The organism is Novosphingobium beihaiense, from assembly GCF_022832375.1.
Classification (GTDB): Bacteria; Pseudomonadota; Alphaproteobacteria; order Sphingomonadales; family Sphingomonadaceae; genus Novosphingobium; species Novosphingobium beihaiensis.
Genome location: NZ_JALHLG010000014.1, coordinates 43,778 through 63,037 on the forward strand (window position 1 = coordinate 43,778; position 19,260 = coordinate 63,037).

A 19,260-nucleotide genomic window follows, 5' to 3' on the forward strand; every position below is an offset into this window, starting at 1 on the left:
CCTTCACATCGTTGATTTACGTCAACTCAAGAGCCAGCAAACTGCGTTTGCTCAAGCTAACGCAGTCTCTCATTCAAAGTCGATAGGACTGCAGAGTCTATTTGGCGATATCAACGGGACCATCCCAAAAGCCATAGCGGCAAACACCATTCATCAGTTTGCCAAGACGCTGACTCAAATATAGCGCATTATGCGAACTGGCTGGGCAAAACTATAAGTAACCGAAGGCCATTGATAGTATTTCGGCTCGCTTGGTGCAGCCCCGTGAACTCAGGAATTGATCTGAAACCAAGCAAACGCCGCACCGCCGTCGATGCCTTAAGCAAACGTGCGCGAGGCGACTACATGCGAAGGGTCGGTCCATCGACACACAAAACCGTTCTCAACCAAAATATCTCGGATTGCAGTTGGTGCCTCTTCCCTGCCCCGGCTAGCTAGAGTCATGAAGTGCACTTCAATCGCTACAGTATGGAGTGCAGGATGCTTCAATGTCTCTGTCAAACCTTCAAGAACTTCAAGCTCAAAACCTTCAACATCGATCTTGATAAGATTGGGCGGGTATTTTTTGGCTAATCGGTCCCCCTTCATGACCATTACACTAATTTCTTCTGCATCGTCATTTACAGATTTTCGACTGAGCCCCTCTACAACTGTGTTTCCCGACTTGCTGATGTAAAACGCCGTCTGGCCTTCGGTGTCCGCCAGCCCCAGATTTTCAACCGCCACATTTGTGAAATTGCGGGCACACTCGTTCAATTTCTGGAGTGAAGAGGGCGAAGGCTCAATCGCAATCACCTTCCCGCCAGGCCCCGTTGCCCGACTGAATGCAGCACAATAATGGCCTATGTTGGCTCCGACATCCCATATTGTGTCGCCCGGCCTGATGCGTTGAGTTACCCCCCTGTCGAACGCTTGTTCATAGTCGACGTTTAACATTTTTCTATAGAAGCGGACCATTGGCCTTAGAATGCCGATATTTTGCCCGATACGACGCGCTCTCAGCGCCCAGCCTCCCGCATAATCCATCAAATGCTCCGAAAAATGAAACCAACACAATTTTTCACTATTGAATAAAATGGTCATGCAGGACACAAAGCACCTAAACACGGTATTTCAAATTTATACAAAACTGTTTTGAAGTTCCGTGCTATATAGCGCTATCTTCTTGCAAGTTTCATATTATGTTGCAACGTCAAGAGATATCAGGTTATCCGATCATGGCTGCTCCGCCAAGCCGCCTTTTTCGGGTAAGGCCAGTTCCTGCTGAAATGCGACGAGCAGAGTTGTGAAAGAGACACGATGCAAATAGCTGCGGCACCCTCAAGCCAGCATACAAATAGCGATATCACGGTTATCATCCTGACCTACAATGAGCAACTTCACATCAGACGAGCCATTGAAAGTGTCCGCAACATTGCACAGAGCATCCTGGTAATCGATTCCTATTCGACCGATGATACCGTCGCTATCGCACATGACGCTGGCGCCGAAGTGGTACAGCATGCTTTTGTGAACCAGTCTGCGCAGTTCAACTGGGGGCTCGACAACCTCAATATCGGTACAGCCTGGGTACTGCGCCTGGATGCAGACGAGGTGATAGAGTCCGACTTAGCTTCGGAAATCAATCAGAAGCTGCCGTTGTTGCCCTCAGACATTGTAGGGGTCAATTTCGATCGCAAGCATATTTTTATGGGCAAATGGATCCGCCACGGGGCTCGATATCCGCTGCGTATGTTGCGGCTGTGGCGAACAGGAAAAGGCAGGGTCGAAGACCGCTGGATGGACGAACACGTGCACGTGTGGGACGGGCGGACAATCACGTTCAAGGGGGGCTTTGAAGATCGAAACGAGAACGGCCTCAGTTTTTTCATAGCAAAGCACAATGGCTATGCAACACGCGAAGCCATCGACGTCTTGATCAATCGATACAATTTATCCCCAAGTCGGCAGAGAAAGTTCCACATTGCGGCCCGTCAAGCCAAGATCAAACGCTGGATCAAGGAACACATCTACAATCATCTGCCGCTTTGGGCCGGGCCATTCGCATATTTCCTTTACCGCTATGTGATCCGGATGGGTTTCCTCGACGGCAAGGAAGGGACAATATACCATCTACTGCAGGGTTTCTGGTATCGCTATTTAGTCGCCTGCAAAATCTATGAGTTCGAAATGGAATTGACCCGTTGCAGGACGACGGACGACAAACGCTCCGCGCTGGAAAATCTCACGGGCTACAAGCTTGAAACATGACAGGACGATGGCTGGCTCGGCTATTGGGCTGGGCAACGCTCATGGATGACGCAGCATGTCATCAACGCAGCGCATCGCTAGTAACAACAGTGTCATCGTCGGGTTAGCACCGCCTCCAGTCGGCAAGACCGACGTCGCGAGCACGCGGACGTTGGGAAGCGAAAAGAGCCGCATGTCCCGGTCAACAACACCATCCTGTCGACTTCTTCCCATGCGCGTCGTTCCGCCAGGATGGTAGATTCCACCACCTTCGGCCATTGCAGCCTCGATTTCCGGCGCAGGCCGACGCGTAGATTGCGCCAAATCCGCAAAAGCTGATTTTTGCCAACTTGCGCAAAAAGCCTCTGTGGCACGATGCATCGCCTTATAGTCGCTCTCCCCTATCGTCCAATCGATCCGGGCGACCGGCTGACCAAAAGGATCAAGCTGACGAGGCGAAAGACTGATCCGGTTTTCGCGACGCGCCGCCTGCTCCACAACCATATGCATTTGTAGAGACGCCCGGTCCGGATAGAGGAGGCGATGTTGAACAAAACGCCACCAAACCGCCCGTGCGAGCCACGGGCTGGCGCTCGCCAGCCTCATAGCAAGGTCAACGCTGGGGATTTGTCGGCGCTGGAGTCGACGAAACAGGTCCCGCAACGCGTCGAAGCCGCTCCCTGCCTGATCGTCAAAAGCTATGTGAGCAAAGCAAGGCGGCACATTTGATCGCAAAACACTATCTTCGCAAAGCTCGAAGCGCACATTGCGCATGCCGCCCCCGGGAGCAAATCGAAAGCCTACCAGTTCATTGAGCCGCTTGCGGTCGAAAACCTGCAGATCGGCAACAACGGTCGATAGATGGTCATGAAAATATCGACCCAAAATATCCTGTCCGGCCCTCACCACGCCGCTATTTTGATGATCCGCGATAAGCAGTAGCCGCGTCGTCTCAATGGCGCCCGCCGCGAAAATTACGGTCCGCGCCGCGATGCGCAACGTCGAGCCGCTCAGAGCCTGCGCTGTCACGCTGGCAAGCTTGCCATCGGAAATCTCGAAGCTGGTAGCGCTGGCATTGAGCCAAACGACCGGCCCCTTCGCAGAGTCCACCTCCCCCTTGAGCAGATTATAGACATTGCGTTTTCGGAAGGGCGGCCATTTCGCCAGCCTTGCAATATGGTCCGGCCCTCCCATGAGATCGGGCTCTTCATAACGGCCCGATTGAAGGCCGAAAAGCTTCTCGACCCGCTCCACCTGAGGGGCGAGTTCGTCCACACCGACAGGCCAGTCGGCATCAGCCATGTCGTGGGCAAGGAACGGAATAAGCGCGCCCCCCCACCGGGTTGATGTCCCGCCCAAACAGCGGAATCGGCCTTGGTCCGCACCCACATATGCCATTCCGCCTTGCTCGACGTGATTGAATGGATGGGTTTCCGCAGCCTGGTCCCGGCCTCCTGATTCAATACAATGCACCTGCTTGCCTGCACGCGCCAGCATCGTCGCAATCGGCAGGCCCACAGTTCCAGCACCGATAACCAGAAATTCTGTCTCTACTGCCGTGTCCCCCGCTTCTGCTAGGTCGCGGATCACGAACCCTTCTCCAGCAAGACACGATACTGCCCCAATCGTTCCGGTCGCGTCGAACTCACGATCAGCGCGCCGGTACGGTTGCGCTCCAACGCCTTCTGCAATATCATTGCAACTGAACGCTCGTCGCCACGCGCCCGGGCCGCCGAAACATAGCCATATGTTATCTGCATGGGTTGACTAAATAGGGCCAGTAAATCGGCTTCTTTATAGTCAAGGCTATCCTGCATCTGAATTAGGCCACAAAATTGTGGGCAGACTTGAATAAACCTACGAAGCTGGTCAGCCCGCAATGCAAGGCCATATGCGCCAATTCGCCCTCTGCTTTTCTCTTTCTCTAGCCAGTATTGCCATTCATCTGTATCTAGCAGGCCTATTTCTGGCTCATGCAACATATAGAGTTCAATGTGGTCACGGCCGAGCCGACTCAAACTGTCTGAAAGCGCCCTTTTTGCCCGATCAATCGAGAAATCGATTTCCGGTCGCGAGATTGCTTTGATTGCCCGGCCCGCAACCTTACGGCCAAAGATCAGCCAATCTGGCTGTCGTTCACCACCAGGCGAATATATTCCGACCTTGGTTGTCACACTAACACCAGGATAGGCGCGTAACACTGGAGCAAGATCCCTTTCAGCAGCGCCAAAACCATAGTATGGTGCTGTATCAAAGTGACTGAAGCCTTGCTCAACGGCTGAATGCAATAGTTTCTGGCGTGCAGATGAATCCCCAGCGTTAAACAGACTTGCCGTTCCGAAGATAAACCGGGAAACAGACAAACCAATCCCCGGAATAGATACTTTTTCCATAGTATGATCGCCCCTTCATCACACGGATAGAGCACTTCATGCACGTTTGATGATTTCACGCTTTTTCACCGGTTGAGCGGGGTTCCCGGAGTAGACCATCCACTGCTCCAGATCGCTAAATGCAGCTGCACGAGCCCCCAACACCACGCCTTCTCCGACTGTAACGCCGGGCCCGACGAATGCATCCGCGCAAATCCAGCACAGAGCGCCAATGGAAATAGGACGGGAATATATCTGAAACTCCGGGGAGCGAAAATCATGCGTTCCCGTACACAGAAAGGCTCCTTGGGAGACCACGGTATAAGCGCCAATTCTGACTGGGGACATACAATAGCAATCTACTCTAGGCCCAAGTGTCGAATGGGATTCCATTGTCAAATGTGGTGGATACCAAACACGGACCGAGCCATAAATGAAACATGAACGATCGACTTGAGCACCAAATCGATTGAGCAAAGCAATGCGCCAGCGATGCATGAAAGGTGGCGTCCAAGAGGCAAAGAGCGCCCAGACGATTGCCCAGCAGAACCGGAAAATACGGTGTTTCAACGTGAATGATGGTGCACCAAGAAAGGGATCATGCTCTGCCTTTGCGACTAACGCACCGTCAGCGTGTGCCTTTTCCGCCTTGTTCATCATTCCCCTGCCACGATCATAGTGTCCGCCTGTCTCATTAGATCTGAAACGTCTGACAAGGCCAGTGACCTTGCCCCTATCGCCCTCAATAATAACGAGAGTGTTGCGGCTGAATATTCCCTCGTGCTCACCTGCACAAGCGGGGTCTAATGCGATGCTTTCACCTTGAAAAACGCCCGACGCGCTTATGCCGGCGTTTGTTTTCCCAACAGCCAGTAGAAGAAACGTAGCTGTAATCTAAGCGCCTCGCCTACCACAGGTATTTATCCAATTGCGATCAGAATCCGGAACAGTGTCAAGGCAAGAGCAGATAGTTATGGCTTAAAGAGGAGAAAGGTCTAGATCGTACGAAGCACACTGGCTCGCTGCAAGGCGAAGCCTCCTTGATCCGCAGCCTAAATCGCGCCGCCCGTCAGCCGCTGGCAGATCAGATCAAGCTGATCAAGCGTCGCATAGCGGATCGTGACTGAACCCGATTTGGGATCGGCATCGGCATTGATTTTCACCGGCAGCCCCAGGAATTCTTCGAGGTGGCCCTGCACGGCCGCAATATCCGCGTCCTCGGCCGTCGTATTGCGGGCAGCGCGGGCGGCCCGGCGCGGGGCCGCATCGCCGCGCAGCTTCTTGCGCACATGCTTTTCGACCTCGCGCACCGACATCTGCTTGGCAACGGCGGCTTCGGCGATCTCCTCGGCATCGTCGCAGCCGATCAGCGCACGGGCATGGCCCATCGACAAGTCGCCCTTCTCGACAAGGCCGATCACCCCGTCCGGCAGCGCCAGCAAGCGCTGGAAATTGGCGACATGACTGCGGCTCTTATCGACCATGCGGGCGATCTCGGCCTGAGTCATGCTTTCGAGTTCGGCCAGCCGGTTGTAGGCCCGGGCCTCTTCGATCGGATTGAGATCCTCGCGCTGGAGATTTTCAATCAGCGCCAGCGCCATGACCTCGCGCTCGGTGAGATCGCGCACGAGCGCGGGAATTTCATGGAGCTGCGCCTTCTGAGCCGCGCGCCAGCGGCGTTCGCCCGCGACGAGCTGATAACGGCCATTATCGGTCGGACGCACGATGATCGGCTGGATCACGCCGCGCTGGGCGATCGATGCCGCCAGCTCCTCAAGCGCCGTCTCGTCAAAGATGCGCCGGGGCTGGTCCGGGTGAGGCGTAATGTCAGCAATCGCCAGCGTCGCCAGTCCACCGGCCCGAGCGGGAGCGGCCCGGCTAGCACCGCCCTCCCCTCCAGATGCTGCCGCGACCGGCTCTTCGCGGCGCGATTCACCCAGAAGCGCGCCAAGGCCGCGCCCAAGCCCCTTGGACTTCTTGGCAGAAGACGCAGCCTGCCCTGGCTTCGGGGCGGCCTTCTGGGCCTGGGGCACGCTGATGCGCACAATGGAATCGTCGCTCATGCCGCTTTCCTCTTCTCGGGCAGCCGGGTGATCAGTTCGCGCGCCAGCGCCATATAGGCACGGCTGCCCGCACAGGCATGATCATAGATCAGCGCGGGCACGCCATGGCTAGGCGCTTCGGACAAGCGCACGTTGCGCGGAATGGTGGTTTCGAAAACGAGCTGGCCGAGGCACGAGCGCACATCTTCCGAGACCTGATCGGTCAGCCGGTTGCGCCGGTCAAACATGGTGAGCGCGATGCCGATGATACCGAGATCGGGATTGAAGCGCTGCTGCACCCGGTCCACCGTCTGCAGGAGCTGGCTGAGCCCTTCGAGCGCGAAGAACTCGCACTGCAGCGGCACCAGCAGGGTATCGGCGGCTGTCAGCGCATTGAGCGTGAGCAGCCCCAGCGAAGGCGGGCAGTCGATCAGGCAGACATCATATCCCAGATCGCCGCGCAAGGCATGCTGGAGGCGATGAGCGCGGTCGTCCTCATTGACCAGCTCAACCTCGGCCCCGGACAGATCGACCGTCGCCGGGAGCAGGTCCAGCCCGGGAATGCTCGTGGGGATCACGCAGTCCGTCACCGGCGTGCGATCCACCAGCACGTCATAGGACGACGCATCCCGCTCAGACGCCGAAATGCCGACCCCGGTCGAGGCATTGCCCTGCGGATCGAGATCGATCATCAGTGTCTTCCAGCCGGTGGCGGCCAGCGCGGTCGATACGTTGATCGCAGTCGTGGTCTTCCCGACGCCGCCTTTCTGGTTGGCGATGGCAATGCGGATCACTTGGCCTTGTCCTTCCTGCCGGCGAGAGTTCCGGCAATAATGCCTGCTTGCGGGTCGGTGAGCGACTGTTCCACGTGGAACATATGCCGCCACTTGCGAAGGTCATCCAATTCTTGCTGTGCGGAGCGCCCTTTGGGCAACAGCCATATCGTGTCGCTTGTGGAAAAGCGCGCGGATAATGCCAGCAGACGCTCCAAAGGCGCAAATGCCCGCGCCGATATGACGGAGACCTGACGAGTTTCGACCATTTCGAGACGCTGCCCGATCACTTGCGCCCGATCGAGCCCCATGGCGATTCGCGCACGGTCTAGCCATTCGATTCGCCGTTTACGCGATTCGACCATGAGCACTTCGCACTCGGGCCGCAGCGCTGCGATCACCAGACCGGGAAATCCGGCTCCGGTCCCAAGGTCGAGCCAAGGGTCCGTTGTTTCACGTGGAACGTGCGGCAGAAGCTGCGCGCTGTCGACGATGTGCCGGAGCCAGACCTGATCGAGACTCGCTGCCGACACAAGATTCTGCCGCTGGTTCTCCTCCACCAGTAAGGCGCAGAGCAGCTCCAGCCGCTCCAGCGCCGCTGCGTCGCATTCAGGCAATTGGGCGAGCCAGGCCCGCGCCTGATCTTCGGTCTCGATCATGCGGCCTCCCGGCGGGCGTGGACCAGCAGCGCCGCCAGCGCTGCAGGGGTAATACCCGGAATGCGCCCGGCGGCTGCCAGCGTGGCAGGCCGGGCCTTGCTCAGCCGCTCGACCATCTCGCGCGACAAGCCCGGGATACGTTCGTAGGGGAAGTGATCGCCCAGCGGCAGCGCCTCGCTCGCCCGCAAGTCGCGCAGCTCGCGCTCCTGCCGTTCGAGGTACGGCGCATAGGCCGCGTCCTCGACCATTTCGTCCACCAGCCCGCTGTCCTCCAGCAAGACAGGATCAATCCAGTGCGACAGCCCGGCAAGATCGACCCCGCCGAAGCGCAGCCACTCACGGATGGGCAGGCGCCCGATATCGGTCCGTACCGGCAGGCCATTGGCGGCGAGATCGGCTGCCGGAACCGGCATATCGAACGCACCGGCGAGCGCCGCTTTCGCCGCCTCGCGCCGCGCGAACCACGCGGTCCGCTCTGCCCCCGCTGCCCCCGCCGCAATGGCTAGCGGCGTCAGCCGCGTGGTGGCATTGTTGGCCCTGAGGCGCAGACGATACTCGGCGCGGGCCGTGAGCATCCTGTAAGGCTCGCTCACCCCATGCAGCGTGAGGTCGTCGATCATCACCGCCATGTAGCTGTTGGCCCGGTCGAGCGGAGCGGTCTCGCGGCCCAGCACCACCGCTGCGGCATTCATGCCCGCGACCAGCCCCTGCGCTGCTGCTTCCTCATAGCCGGTGGTGCCGTTAATCTGTCCCGCGCAATAGAGCCCGGGAATCGCCCGCAGCTCCAGACTGCTGCGCAAGGCACGTGGATCGACATGGTCGTACTCGACGGCATAGCCGGGCACGGCCATCTCCACTTGCTCCAGCCCTTCCATTGTACGCAGCATGTCCAGCTGCACATCGGCGGGCAGCGATGTGCTCACACCATTGGGATAGACAAGGTGCGTATCGAGCCCTTCGGGTTCGAGGAAGATCTGATGCCCGTCGCGGTCGGCGAAGCGGTGGATCTTGTCCTCGATCGACGGGCAGTAGCGCGGTCCCTGTGCCCCGATCGCACCTGAGAACAAGGGCGAACGATGGAGGTTGGCGCGGATCACGTCATGACTGCGCGGGTTGGTCCGGGTGATCGCGCAGAAGACTTGCGGGTTTACACGCCCCGGCCCCATCGCCGACATCGTCCAGCTCTCCGGATCGGAGGGCTGCTCATCGAGCCGGGCCCAGTCGATGGTCCGGCCATCGAGGCGAGGCGGCGTGCCGGTCTTAAGGCGAGCCATTGGCAGCGCCGCCTCTCGCATCTGCGCGGCCAGCTTCTGTGCCGAAGCCTCGCCAATGCGGCCGCCGGTCATCCGCTCCTCGCCCCGGAACAGGGTTCCGCCCAGGAACGTACCGGTGCAAAGCACCACCGCCCGTGCATCGAGGCGCGTGCCATCGGCGAGGTCCACACCGGCCGCCCTGCCCCCTTCAAGCACCAGCGCCGCCGCTTCGCCAGCGACCAGCGTCAAGTCGCCCTGCTCTTTCAGAAGCTGGTGGATCGCCGCCTTGAACAGCTTGCGGTCGGCCTGCACGCGCGGCCCCTGCACCGCGCTGCCCTTCGAGCGGTTGAGCATGCGGTAGTGGATCGCGGCGGCATCGGCGGCGCGGGCGATCAGGCCATCGAAAGCATCGACTTCGCGCACGAGATGCCCTTTGCCCAGACCGCCGATGGCCGGGTTACAGCTCATGGCGCCGACGGCTTCGAGATCGAAACTGACCAGCGCCACGCGCGCGCCCATGCGGGCAGCCACGGCAGCCGCCTCGCAGCCGGCATGCCCGCCGCCGATCACGATCACATCGAATGAAAGCATGGCGCGCGCATACTCCACAGCGAGATTCGCGTCAAAGCCGCTTCGTGTGTTTCACGTGAAACTTTGGTTTGGGTTTCGTATGGTCTCATTAGCCCCCCGCGCTCGCTCGTCCTGAGCTTGTCGAAGGACGCAACGCTGCGCTGGAACCACATCCTTCGACAAGCTCAGGATGAGCGGAGGGAGGACAATCAGACCGGCACTGCCCATCCGTGTTAGACGTCGTTCGATACGAACTGAAGATCACTTCCCGATGCAGAACCGCCCGAACAATGCATCCAGCATATCCTCGGTCGTGGCCCGGCCAATCAACGCGTCGAAGGCCACACGGACCAGACGCAGTGCCTCGGCCACCAGCAAGGGATCGGTCTCACGCAGGGCATCGCGCAGCGCGGCTTCCGCTTGCGCCAGCAAGGCATGCTGGCGCTGGTTGAGTGCGGCGTCGCCGGGGCGGGGCATCGCTCTCGCCGCTGCATCGGTAAGGTCCCGCCGCAAAGGGTCGAGCCCCTCACCTGTCACGGCGGAGACACGATGGTGCGGGCTCGTCTTGGCAACCGCCCCTTCACGGTCGCACTGCGCTGCAATCTCCCAGCTTCCGGCAGGCCCCTCCCCCTCCGGCCCGAGCCACAGCACCAGGTCCGCCCGGTCCAACGCGGCGCGGGCGCGGGCAATGCCGATCACTTCGATCTCGTCGCCAGATTCGTCACGCAGCCCCGCGGTGTCGGCGAAAACGAAAGGCACACCGCCGATCGCCACCGCACGCGTAAGCACATCGCGCGTGGTTCCGGCGAGCGGCGCGGTGATGGCGGCCTCATCCTCGACCAGCGCATTGAACAGAGTACTCTTACCCGCATTGGGTGGCCCGGCCAGTACAACGCGAAAGCCCTCGCGCAAGGCCTCCGCGCGCGGGCGGCCCAGCCAGTCCGAAAGCTCACCGGCCAGAGCGGCTAGCCCCTTCGCGAAGTCTGGCGGCAGGTCGGCCACATCGTCTTCATCACCGAAATCGAGCACGGCCTCCACTTGCACGGAAGCGCGCAGCACGCGCTCGCGCCAGTCCTCGACCTGCCGCGAGAAGGCGCCGCCTGCCATGGCGATGGCCGAGCGGCGCTGCAATTCGGTTTCGGCAGAGAGCAGATCGGCCAGCCCTTCGGCCTCCGCCAAATCGATGCGGCCATGGGCAAAAGCGCGGCGGGTGAACTCGCCCGGTTCCGCGCGGCGCAGGCCCGGCATCTCCGCCAGTGCAGCTTCCACCGCCGCGACGACCGCCCTGCCCCCATGCAGATGCAGTTCGGCAAGATCCTCGCCCGTCGCTGTGCGCGGTCCGGGGAACCAAAGCACCAGCGCCTGATCGAGGACTGTTCCACGTGAAACACGCAAGGTCCTGTAGCTGGCCATACGCGGCGGCGGCAGATCACCTGCCAGAGCAGCCAGCGCGGTGCCCGCCCGAGGCCCGCTCACCCGGACAACCGCAATGGCAGCGGGCGGCGAGCCGCTCGAAAGCGCGAAGATCGTATCCGTCATAAACTCTGAACTTGTTCCGGAATGGCCGCCGTGGGGCCCCCGGCGAAAGCCCTCAGCCGTCCTTCTTGGGCTTGCTGCCCGATGGACCGCCCGTTCCGCTCATGGCCATGGCCACGCCGCTTTCAAGGAACTTCTGGAACATCTTCAACCCGAACTCGCCCATGGGGGCGATCTGCTTGGTCAGTTCCTGCAACTGATCGAAACTGCCCGCGCCCTGCATCGCATTGGTGAGTGCCTCGACGTAGACCTCGTTGGCCTTGGTCACATCGGGCAGGCCCAGGAAGCGGCGCGCCTCCTCCGGCGAACATTCAACCTCGACATTGACCTTCATCGGGGCCCCTCCTTGGATTTCTGCATCATAGCTGACACATGCGCTTCACAAAGTCCATTGCAAGAGCCTATCACACGAAAACCGCGAATTCAGGAGAGAGTCTCATGGCCACCAACACCGAAATCCCCACTCTCGATGGCGACGGCATGATCCCGGCCTATGTGGCAAAGCCCGAAGGCACGCCGCGCGGGGCAATCATCGTGCAGCAGGAGATTTTCGGCGTCGATACCGGCATCCGCAAGAAAGCGGATGGCTGGGCGGCCAAGGGCTATCTCGCCGTCGCGCCGGATTCGTTCTGGCGCCAGAAGCCGGGCGTGGAGCTCGATGCCGACAAGCCCGAGGAATTCCAGCAGGCCATCGAATTCATGATGAAGCATGATTTCGATCTGGGTATCCGCGATATCGAAGCGGTGATCCACTGGATCCGCCGCGAACAGGGCGTGCCCAAGGTCGGCCTCGTGGGATACTGCATGGGCGGCAAGGTCGCCTACATGGTTGCCGCGCGCACCGATATCGATGCCTCGGTCGGCTACTACGGCGTCTCCATCGACCAGATGCTGAACGAGAAGCACGCCATCGCCAAGCCGCTCATGCTTCATGTGCCGACGGCAGACGGCTTCGTTCCGCCCGAAGCGCAGAAGGCGATGCACGAAGGGCTCGACGATCATCCGCGTGTGACGCTCTACGATTACGAAGGGCTCGACCACGGCTTTGCCGCCGAGATCGGATCACGCCGCGATGAAGCCGGCGCCGCGCTGGCCGACAGCCGGACCGAAGCCTTCTTCGCGGAGCACGTCGGCTAGGCCCGTGGCGCTCGCACCGCGCTATGCCGTACCGCTGGTGGCCGTGGCGATCACGGCTGCCTGCTGGCTGATCCATCCACTGCGCTGGGCATTGGTCCTCGTCATCCCCGTGCTGCTGCTGACGCTTTGGGACTTCTTCCAGGGCAGCCATGCCCTGCGGCGCAACTATCCGCTGATCGCACGCATGCGATGGCTGTTCGAGGACCTTCGGCCCTACCTGCGCGCCTATATCGTCGAGAGCGATCGCGAAGGCCGCCCTTTCACGATCGACGAGCGAAGCCTCGTCTATGCCCGTGCCAAAGGCGATATCTCCACCCACCCGATGGGTACCGAACTCGACGTCTATTCGGACGAGTACGAGTGGCTCGGCCATTCGATCGCCCCCAACGAACAGGCGCCCGAGAGCTGGCACGTGCGCGTGGGCGGTGAGGCTTGCACCAAGCCCTATGACAGCGCCCTGCTCAACATCTCTGCCATGAGCTTCGGCTCGCTTTCGGCCAATGCGATCGAGGCGCTGAACAAGGGCGCCGCGCTGGGCGGCTTCGCGCATGATACCGGCGAGGGCTCGATCAGCCGCTATCACCGCAAGCACGGCGGCGACCTGATCTGGGAGCTGGGCAGCGGCTATTTCGGCTGCCGCCACAAGGACGGCCGCTTCAACCCGGACCTCTTCGCCGAGCAGGCGCAGGACGATCAGGTGAAGATGGTCGAGATCAAGCTGAGCCAGGGCGCCAAGCCCGGCCACGGCGGCATGCTCCCCGGCACCAAGGTGACGCCCGAAATCGCCGAAGCGCGCAAGGTCGATGTCGGCGAAAGCTGCATATCGCCCCCTGCCCACTCCACCTTTTCGACGCCGGCCGGGCTGCTCGAATGGGTGGCGCAGCTGCGCGAGCTGTCGGGCGGCAAGCCTGCCGGATTCAAGCTCTGCGTCGGCCAGCCGCACGAAGTCATGGCGATCGTCAAAGCCATGCTCGAAACCGGCATCACCCCGGATTTCATCGTCGTCGATGGGGCCGAGGGCGGCACCGGCGCCGCGCCGCAGGAGCTGACCGACAATGTCGGCATGCCGCTGCGTGAGGGGCTGATCCTGATGCGCAATGCCCTCGTCGGCGCCAATCTCAAGGATCGCATCCGGCTGGGTGCTTCGGGCAAGATCCATTCGGGCGCCGGGATGGCCCGCGCTTTCGCGCTCGGCGCCGACTGGTGCAATGCCGCGCGGGCTTTCATGTTCTCGCTGGGCTGCGTGCAGTCGATGAAGTGCCATACCGGCGAATGCCCCACCGGCGTCGCCACGCAAGTGCCCTGGCGCCAGAAGGGCCTTGTGGTCGATGACAAGGCGGAACGCGTCGCCCGTTTCCAGAAGGAAACGCTGCACGCGCTGCGCGAGATCGTCGTCGCCATGGGATACAGCAGCCCCTGGGGCCTCAACCAGCACGACATGTATCAGCGCATGGACAGCGCCAAGGCCGGGCCGCTCGACGAAGTGTACCGCTTCCTGCAGCCGGGCCAGTTGCTGGCCGATCCGGGCTCGACCCAGTACGCCCATGCCTGGAATGTGGCACGCGCGGATACCTTCCGGCGCGTGACGTGAATCCCCCACAAGCTTCAAGACCAAGGAAACAGCCTTCATGACCCAGGGATACCGGATGATCGTCAAGGCCCACGGCGGGCCCGAAGTGATCGAGCGGGAGGACTTCGCCGTCCCCTCCCCCGGCCCCGGCCAAGTGCTGATCGAGACCGAGGCGGTGGGCCTCAACTTCATCGACACCTATTTCCGCAAGGGACTCTATCCCGATGCGCTGCCGATCGTGCTCGGTTCGGAAAGCGTGGGGCGGATCGTGGCGCTTGGCGAAGGCGTCAGCGGCCTTGCCGTGGGCGAGCGCGTGGGGACGACGCAGAACGGCGGCGCCTATGCCTCGCACCGGCTGATTGCGGCGGACAAGGCGATGCGCATTCCGGAAGGTATCGCGCCCGAAACGGCGGCGGCGGTGATGCTGAAAGGGCTGACCGCCTGCTATCTGGCCGAGGATACCTTTCCCGCAGCGGCCGGGCATGTGGCGCTGGTCCATGCGGCGGCGGGCGGTGTCGGCTCTCTGCTGGTGCCCTGGCTGCTCGACAAGGGGGTGACGGTGATTGCCCATGCTGGCTCGCCGGAAAAGGCCGCGCAAGTCCCCGGCGAACACACGCTGTCCTGCGATCTGAAGGATCTGCCCGAACAGGTGCGCGCCATCACCGGCGGCGCCATGTGCCATGTCGTCTACGACGGCGTGGGCGCGGCCTCGTGGGACGCCTCGCTCGCATGCCTGCGGCGGCGCGGGATGATGGTGAGTTACGGCAATGCCTCGGGCGCAGTGCCGCCCATTTCATTGCTGGATCTGATGCGCGGCGGCTCGCTCTTTGCCACCCGCCCTACCCTGGCCGACTATATCGCCACGCCCGAAGCGCTGGCGGCCAGCGCGGAAAAGCTGTTCAGCCGCATCGCCAGCGGGGTGCTGCAGACGCGCATCGGCCAGAGCTGGCGGCTGGAAGAAGCGGCACAGGCACACCAGGCGCTGGAAAACCGGGAGACCACAGGCTCAACGGTCCTGCTGCCCTGAAACGCGAAACGCGCCGGTCCCCCAACCAGCGCGTCCCCCGTTCTTAGCCCCATTTTAGCCCCATACCTGGCATCGGCCAGGTGGCATTCCGCAAGATCCGGCACCACCCCGGATAGCCGGACCCTGCGGAAATCTCAGGCGGCTTCCTTCTCGATGAATTCGGGATAGAAGCTCGGCTCGCGTTCCGACCAGCCCGGCGCCGTAGCGGCGGCTTCGCTGATCGAATGGAGCAATTCCTTGCGGCGGCCGGGCCGGATCTGCGGCAGCGCGGCGGCGCCGCAGAAGGCCCCCGGCAGCCAGGGACGGACCCAGGCCCCGAGCAGACGCTCGTAGAGAAAGCGGAATGCGGAAAACGTGCTGAGCTTGTCCTGCGCCAGATCGAAGGCGGCCATGCGCACCAGCTTGCCCATGAAGGCTTCGATATCCTCAAAACCGATATCGTCGGGCCGCATCGTGCGCAGCGCCTTGAGGTCCTGATAGGCCACGTACTGGCCGCGGATCGACGAGGCTTCCTCATCGTCGCGGGCCCAGAGCTTGAAAGCATCCTGCCTGCCAAGCCCGATGTCGAGGCTGCGGCGGATGTAGCGCTGTTCGCAAGCCGTAAAGCTGGCGAATTCGCGCAGCTCGCTAATCGTCAGAGTTGCCGTTCCCGCATAGGCCATGCTCGTAACCCCCCGTGACCTTCCTGCTGTGACTTGAAGGAAACCCCCTTCACGAATCACAATTAACCATCCGGGCAGTTACGAAGTCGTTAACTATGCAAACGTTTGTGCGCCACTAGGGCAGTAATCGATTGGCAATACTTTCGTTAACCCTTGAAATCCTAGGGTTTCAGAGGCCTTTTGAAGAATCGGCGGGTAAAAGAATTTACAATAGTGCGCAGAAAAAATCCGCGGCGTGCAAATGAGTGCGGTAACATTAATCACCGCTCTCTTTACCACCCTCAGCAAAAGCTTCGAGTCGCGCTGTGAAAAGCGCTTTCGCGCCTTTCACAGCCGGTCCTCAGATCAGGCCGGCCAGCGGACTCGACGGATCGGCATAGCGCCGCGTCGCCATGCGGCCTGCAAGATAGGCCTCGCGCCCGGCTTCCACGCCGAGCTTCATCGCGCGGGCCATGCGAATCGGGTCTTTCGCTTCCGCGATCGCAGTGTTCATCAGCACTCCATCGCAGCCCAGCTCCATCGCCACAGCCGCTTCGGAGGCCGTGCCGACACCAGCGTCGACCAGCACCGGCACATTCGCGCCCTCGACGATCAGACGCACCGTTACCTTGTTCTGGATGCCTAGGCCCGAACCGATCGGCGCGCCCAGCGGCATGATCGCCACCGCGCCCGCTTCCTCAAGCTGCTTCGCCGCGATCGGATCATCCACGCAATAGACCATCGGCGCGAAGCCTTCCTTCGCCAGCACTTCGCAGGCCTTCAGCGTCTCGCGCATGTCGGGATAGAGCGTGCGCGCCTCGCCCAGCACTTCCAGCTTGACCAGATCCCAGCCGCCCGCCTCGCGTGCCAGGCGCAGCGTGCGGATGGCATCGTCGGCGGTGAAGCAGCCCGCGGTATTGGGCAGGTAGGTGATCTTCTTCGGATCGATATAATCGGTCAGCATCGGCGCCTTGGGGTCCGAGATATTGACCCGGCGCACCGCCACCGTGACGATTTCCGCACCCGAAGCTTCCACCGCCGCCGCGTTCTGCTCGAAATCCTTGTACTTGCCCGTGCCCACGATCAGGCGCGACGTGAAGGTCCGTCCGGCGACAGTCCAGGTGTCGGCGCCAATCTTGGTCATGTCATTCATTGTATTGCCTCGTTGGGATAGCGCTGCATGGCTTCATAGCCCGCTTGGGTACTGGTGAAATAAGCGGTGACGATGGCGTCCAGTTCCTCGCGCGTGTGCAGGTGAATCAGCCATTCACGGCGGCCGAAGATCTGGCCTATGTAGCCGTCCCGCTCCGGTTCATGGCGCACGGTGATAAAATCGGACGAAATGATATTGATTTCGATGAAGTCCTCGTCGTCCCGGTAGAAGCCGAACATGGACTTCGCCACGGCCTCTTCCTCGGTCTCGCAGTCTTCGTCGGCAAAAGCCCAGTGCGCATCGACCTGCGCCAGCGCCCCCGCCAGATCGACCGGGCCGAGTTCCTCCGCAGGGCCTTGCGCCCGGCAGTTGTAGGCCTGCAGCATGGTTCAGCCGCCGCCCACGAAGTGGACGATTTCCAGCACATCGCCATCGGCCAGCACGATTTCGGCCAGCATCGAGCGAGGCGCGATTTCGGCATTGTGCTCGACCGCGACCTTCTTGGGATCGAGCCCCAGACTGGAAACGAGATCGGCTATGGCGGCCCCGGACGCGATGCGGCGCGGTTCGCCATTGACGGTAAGGCGGATGCCGCCAGAGGTTTCTCCGGAAGATTCCCCGAAAGTTTCCTGTGCCATCCCCCGCAGATAGCGTTCAGCAGGCGGCGTGCAAGTTCCGAATGTGTGCAAAAGCCACCAGCGACACACCCGCGATCGTCAGCAGCGCTTCCGGCAGCCCGTGCCCGGCCATGATGGCCGTGCCCATCAGCGCCAGTCCGATTCCGCCCACCACCAACGGTCCGGCGCGGCCATGGCGCATTACGCCGAAACCAAGCGAGACAAGACCGATGGCAAGCGCCAGGACCAGCCCAACCCTATGAATCGCCGGAGAAAGCAGAGCACCGCCGCCCAGCCCCAGAACACCCACGAGCACGGCGCCCAGCACGCAATGCACCATGCAAAGCCCGCTCAGGATAATGCCTGCACCGTCAAGCCGGTTACGAATCGCTAGAAGTGTTCTGCGCATGCGGACCATGTATGTGATGTTGTATCATCAATCAAGAGGCGTCCCGCATCGTAACGCTGCACACCGCCCCGCGTTGCGCCCCCTTGCGTAAAGCGCTGTGAAATCGCAGGGAATAACGCCATGAGAGTCGAGAAAACATGAGAGTTGCAGACGGCCGCCCCCTCATCGGCACGTCCGATGATATTGCCCCCATGGTGCGCTGGCTGCTGTTCGTGGCCGCACTCGTGGTCGTGATCGTCGCTATCGGCGGAATTACCCGGCTCACGGAGTCTGGCCTGTCGATCACGCACTGGAAACCGATCACCGGGGCGATTCCGCCCTTGTCCGAAGCCCAGTGGCAGGCCGAGTTCGCGGACTACAAGAAGATCCCGCAATATCTCGATATCAATGGCCCGGCCGGAATGACGCTGGCCCAGTACAAGTTCATCTATTTCTGGGAATGGGCCCACCGCCTGCTGGCACGGCTGATCGGGCTCGCTTTTGCCCTGCCGCTCGCGTGGTTCTGGTACAAGCGCACGATCCCGCTGGGCTACAAGCCCCGCCTGGCGGCGCTGCTGGCGCTGGGCGGGCTGCAAGGCGCGGTGGGCTGGTGGATGGTCTCATCCGGCCTGACGCCCGAAGCGGCCGACCGGGTCAGCCATTTCCGTCTCGCCGCGCACCTGCTGATCGCGCTGACGACGCTCGGCGGCCTTGTCTGGACCGCGCTCGATCTCAAGGGGCTGCGTCAGGGTGAACCGCCTGCACGGCTGACCCGTTTCGCCCTGTTCGTGCTGGCCGCGCTGATCTTCCAGCTCTTCATGGGCGCCATGGTCGCGGGCCTGCGCGCGGGATATGTCGCGGGGGCCGGATGGTTCAACCTCGATGCCTGGCCGCTGATGCAGGGCCGCCTGTTCCCCGAAGGTGTCGAATGGGCTGCCGGGATCGCCCATGCCTTGTTCAGCGATCCCTACCTCACCAACTTCATCCACCGCTGGTGGGCCTGGGTGGTCGTGGCAATCCTCGTCGTCATGGGCCGCCGCTTGCGCGCCCGGCGCCAGCGTATGGCCTCGGTCGCCATTCACTGCGCTTTCGGCATGCAGGTAATTCTGGGCATCTGCACCATCTGGTCGGGCGTGGCGCTGTGGCTGGCGGTGGCCCACCAGCTGTGCGGCGCCCTGCTCGTTGCCGCGACCGTGTGGGGCGCCCACTGCCTGGGCCGCCGTGACCCGGTGAACATCCTGAGCGGCCCCTGAGCGGCACAAGGAGCGAAACAGGGAGCGAAACAGGGAGCGA

Annotated in this window: 20 protein-coding genes; 5 read left to right on the top strand and 15 right to left on the bottom strand. The window is 61.4% G+C overall.

The genetic code is table 11. The features are described from left to right. Positions 1 to 318: 318 nt before the first annotated feature. Positions 319 to 1,083, bottom strand: coding sequence for an FkbM family methyltransferase (locus MTR66_RS11670; RefSeq protein ID WP_243921165.1), 765 nt, complete (start codon positions 1,081 to 1,083; stop codon positions 319 to 321). A 216-nt stretch (positions 1,084 to 1,299) separates the two neighbouring features. Here MTR66_RS11670 and MTR66_RS11675 point away from each other — a divergent pair, with 216 nt between their 5' ends. Continuing rightward, positions 1,300 to 2,250, top strand: a complete 951-nt coding sequence (locus MTR66_RS11675) for a glycosyltransferase family 2 protein (RefSeq protein ID WP_243921168.1) — start codon at positions 1,300 to 1,302, stop codon at positions 2,248 to 2,250. Between the two features lie 39 nt (positions 2,251 to 2,289). Here MTR66_RS11675 and MTR66_RS21370 read toward each other — a convergent pair whose 3' ends face one another. The 9 genes from MTR66_RS21370 to MTR66_RS11720 form a co-directional block, all read right to left on the bottom strand. Further along, positions 2,290 to 3,819, bottom strand: a complete 1,530-nt coding sequence (locus tag MTR66_RS21370; RefSeq protein WP_243921170.1) for a GMC oxidoreductase — start codon at positions 3,817 to 3,819, stop codon at positions 2,290 to 2,292. Then, a complete protein-coding gene (locus MTR66_RS11685) occupies positions 3,816 to 4,622 on the bottom strand; it encodes an aldo/keto reductase (protein ID WP_243921172.1) in 807 nt (268 codons plus the stop codon). The genes MTR66_RS21370 and MTR66_RS11685 overlap by 4 nt, the downstream gene beginning before the upstream one ends. A gap of 36 nt (positions 4,623 to 4,658) precedes the next feature. Further along, a complete protein-coding gene (locus MTR66_RS11690) occupies positions 4,659 to 5,261 on the bottom strand; it encodes an LbetaH domain-containing protein (protein ID WP_243921174.1) in 603 nt (200 codons plus the stop codon). A 392-nt stretch (positions 5,262 to 5,653) separates the two neighbouring features. After that, a complete protein-coding gene (locus tag MTR66_RS11695; protein WP_243921176.1) occupies positions 5,654 to 6,664 on the bottom strand; it encodes a ParB/RepB/Spo0J family partition protein in 1,011 nt (336 codons plus the stop codon). After that, positions 6,661 to 7,437, bottom strand: a complete 777-nt coding sequence (locus MTR66_RS11700) for a ParA family protein (protein WP_243921178.1) — start codon at positions 7,435 to 7,437, stop codon at positions 6,661 to 6,663. The genes MTR66_RS11695 and MTR66_RS11700 overlap by 4 nt, the downstream gene beginning before the upstream one ends. Then, positions 7,434 to 8,075, bottom strand: a complete 642-nt coding sequence (rsmG, locus tag MTR66_RS11705; protein ID WP_243921180.1) for a 16S rRNA (guanine(527)-N(7))-methyltransferase RsmG — start codon at positions 8,073 to 8,075, stop codon at positions 7,434 to 7,436. The genes MTR66_RS11700 and rsmG overlap by 4 nt, the downstream gene beginning before the upstream one ends. Next, complete coding sequence (mnmG, locus tag MTR66_RS11710; RefSeq protein WP_243921182.1) at positions 8,072 to 9,919, bottom strand: tRNA uridine-5-carboxymethylaminomethyl(34) synthesis enzyme MnmG; 1,848 nt, start codon at positions 9,917 to 9,919, stop codon at positions 8,072 to 8,074. Before mnmG ends, rsmG begins: the two co-directional genes overlap by 4 nt. 240 nt (positions 9,920 to 10,159) lie before the next feature. Next, positions 10,160 to 11,437 (bottom strand): tRNA uridine-5-carboxymethylaminomethyl(34) synthesis GTPase MnmE, encoded by a 1,278-nt coding sequence (mnmE, locus tag MTR66_RS11715; protein WP_243921185.1) that lies wholly within the window; start codon positions 11,435 to 11,437, stop codon positions 10,160 to 10,162. 52 nt (positions 11,438 to 11,489) lie between these two features. Then, positions 11,490 to 11,768 (bottom strand): DUF6489 family protein, encoded by a 279-nt coding sequence (locus MTR66_RS11720; RefSeq protein WP_243921187.1) that lies wholly within the window; start codon positions 11,766 to 11,768, stop codon positions 11,490 to 11,492. A gap of 104 nt (positions 11,769 to 11,872) precedes the next feature. Between MTR66_RS11720 and MTR66_RS11725 the strand changes: the two genes are divergently transcribed. Genes MTR66_RS11725 through MTR66_RS11735 form a run of 3 tightly spaced genes read left to right on the top strand, consistent with a single transcriptional unit; the run spans position 11,873 to position 15,168 of the window. Continuing rightward, positions 11,873 to 12,571: a dienelactone hydrolase family protein gene (locus MTR66_RS11725; RefSeq protein WP_243921189.1), complete on the top strand. Its 699-nt coding sequence runs from the start codon at positions 11,873 to 11,875 to the stop codon at positions 12,569 to 12,571. Between the two features lie 4 nt (positions 12,572 to 12,575). Beyond that, a complete protein-coding gene (locus MTR66_RS11730; protein ID WP_243921191.1) occupies positions 12,576 to 14,162 on the top strand; it encodes an FMN-binding glutamate synthase family protein in 1,587 nt (528 codons plus the stop codon). A gap of 37 nt (positions 14,163 to 14,199) precedes the next feature. Continuing rightward, positions 14,200 to 15,168, top strand: a complete 969-nt coding sequence (locus tag MTR66_RS11735) for a quinone oxidoreductase family protein (protein ID WP_243921193.1) — start codon at positions 14,200 to 14,202, stop codon at positions 15,166 to 15,168. A gap of 134 nt (positions 15,169 to 15,302) precedes the next feature. Here the strand turns inward: MTR66_RS11735 and MTR66_RS11740 are convergent, their stop codons facing one another. The 5 genes from MTR66_RS11740 to MTR66_RS11760 all read right to left on the bottom strand — a co-directional run bounded on the left by MTR66_RS11740 (position 15,303) and on the right by MTR66_RS11760 (position 17,988). Then, positions 15,303 to 15,830, bottom strand: a complete 528-nt coding sequence (locus tag MTR66_RS11740; protein WP_243921195.1) for a hypothetical protein — start codon at positions 15,828 to 15,830, stop codon at positions 15,303 to 15,305. Positions 15,831 to 16,170: 340 nt separating this feature from the next. Then, positions 16,171 to 16,953: a bifunctional sulfur carrier protein/thiazole synthase protein gene (locus MTR66_RS11745; protein WP_243921197.1), complete on the bottom strand. Its 783-nt coding sequence runs from the start codon at positions 16,951 to 16,953 to the stop codon at positions 16,171 to 16,173. Between the two features lie 5 nt (positions 16,954 to 16,958). Further along, positions 16,959 to 17,348 carry a hypothetical protein gene (locus MTR66_RS11750; protein ID WP_243921199.1) on the bottom strand — a complete coding sequence of 130 codons (390 nt, stop codon included), beginning with the start codon at positions 17,346 to 17,348 and terminating at the stop codon, positions 16,959 to 16,961. A gap of 3 nt (positions 17,349 to 17,351) precedes the next feature. Continuing rightward, a complete protein-coding gene (gene thiS, locus MTR66_RS11755) occupies positions 17,352 to 17,600 on the bottom strand; it encodes a sulfur carrier protein ThiS (protein ID WP_243921201.1) in 249 nt (82 codons plus the stop codon). Positions 17,601 to 17,616: 16 nt separating this feature from the next. Then, positions 17,617 to 17,988 (bottom strand): MerC domain-containing protein, encoded by a 372-nt coding sequence (locus MTR66_RS11760; protein WP_243921203.1) that lies wholly within the window; start codon positions 17,986 to 17,988, stop codon positions 17,617 to 17,619. A 137-nt stretch (positions 17,989 to 18,125) separates the two neighbouring features. Here MTR66_RS11760 and MTR66_RS11765 point away from each other — a divergent pair, with 137 nt between their 5' ends. After that, entirely contained in the window at positions 18,126 to 19,220 is a 1,095-nt protein-coding gene (locus MTR66_RS11765) for a COX15/CtaA family protein (RefSeq protein WP_243921205.1), read from the top strand. The last annotated feature ends 40 nt before the right edge of the window (positions 19,221 to 19,260 follow it).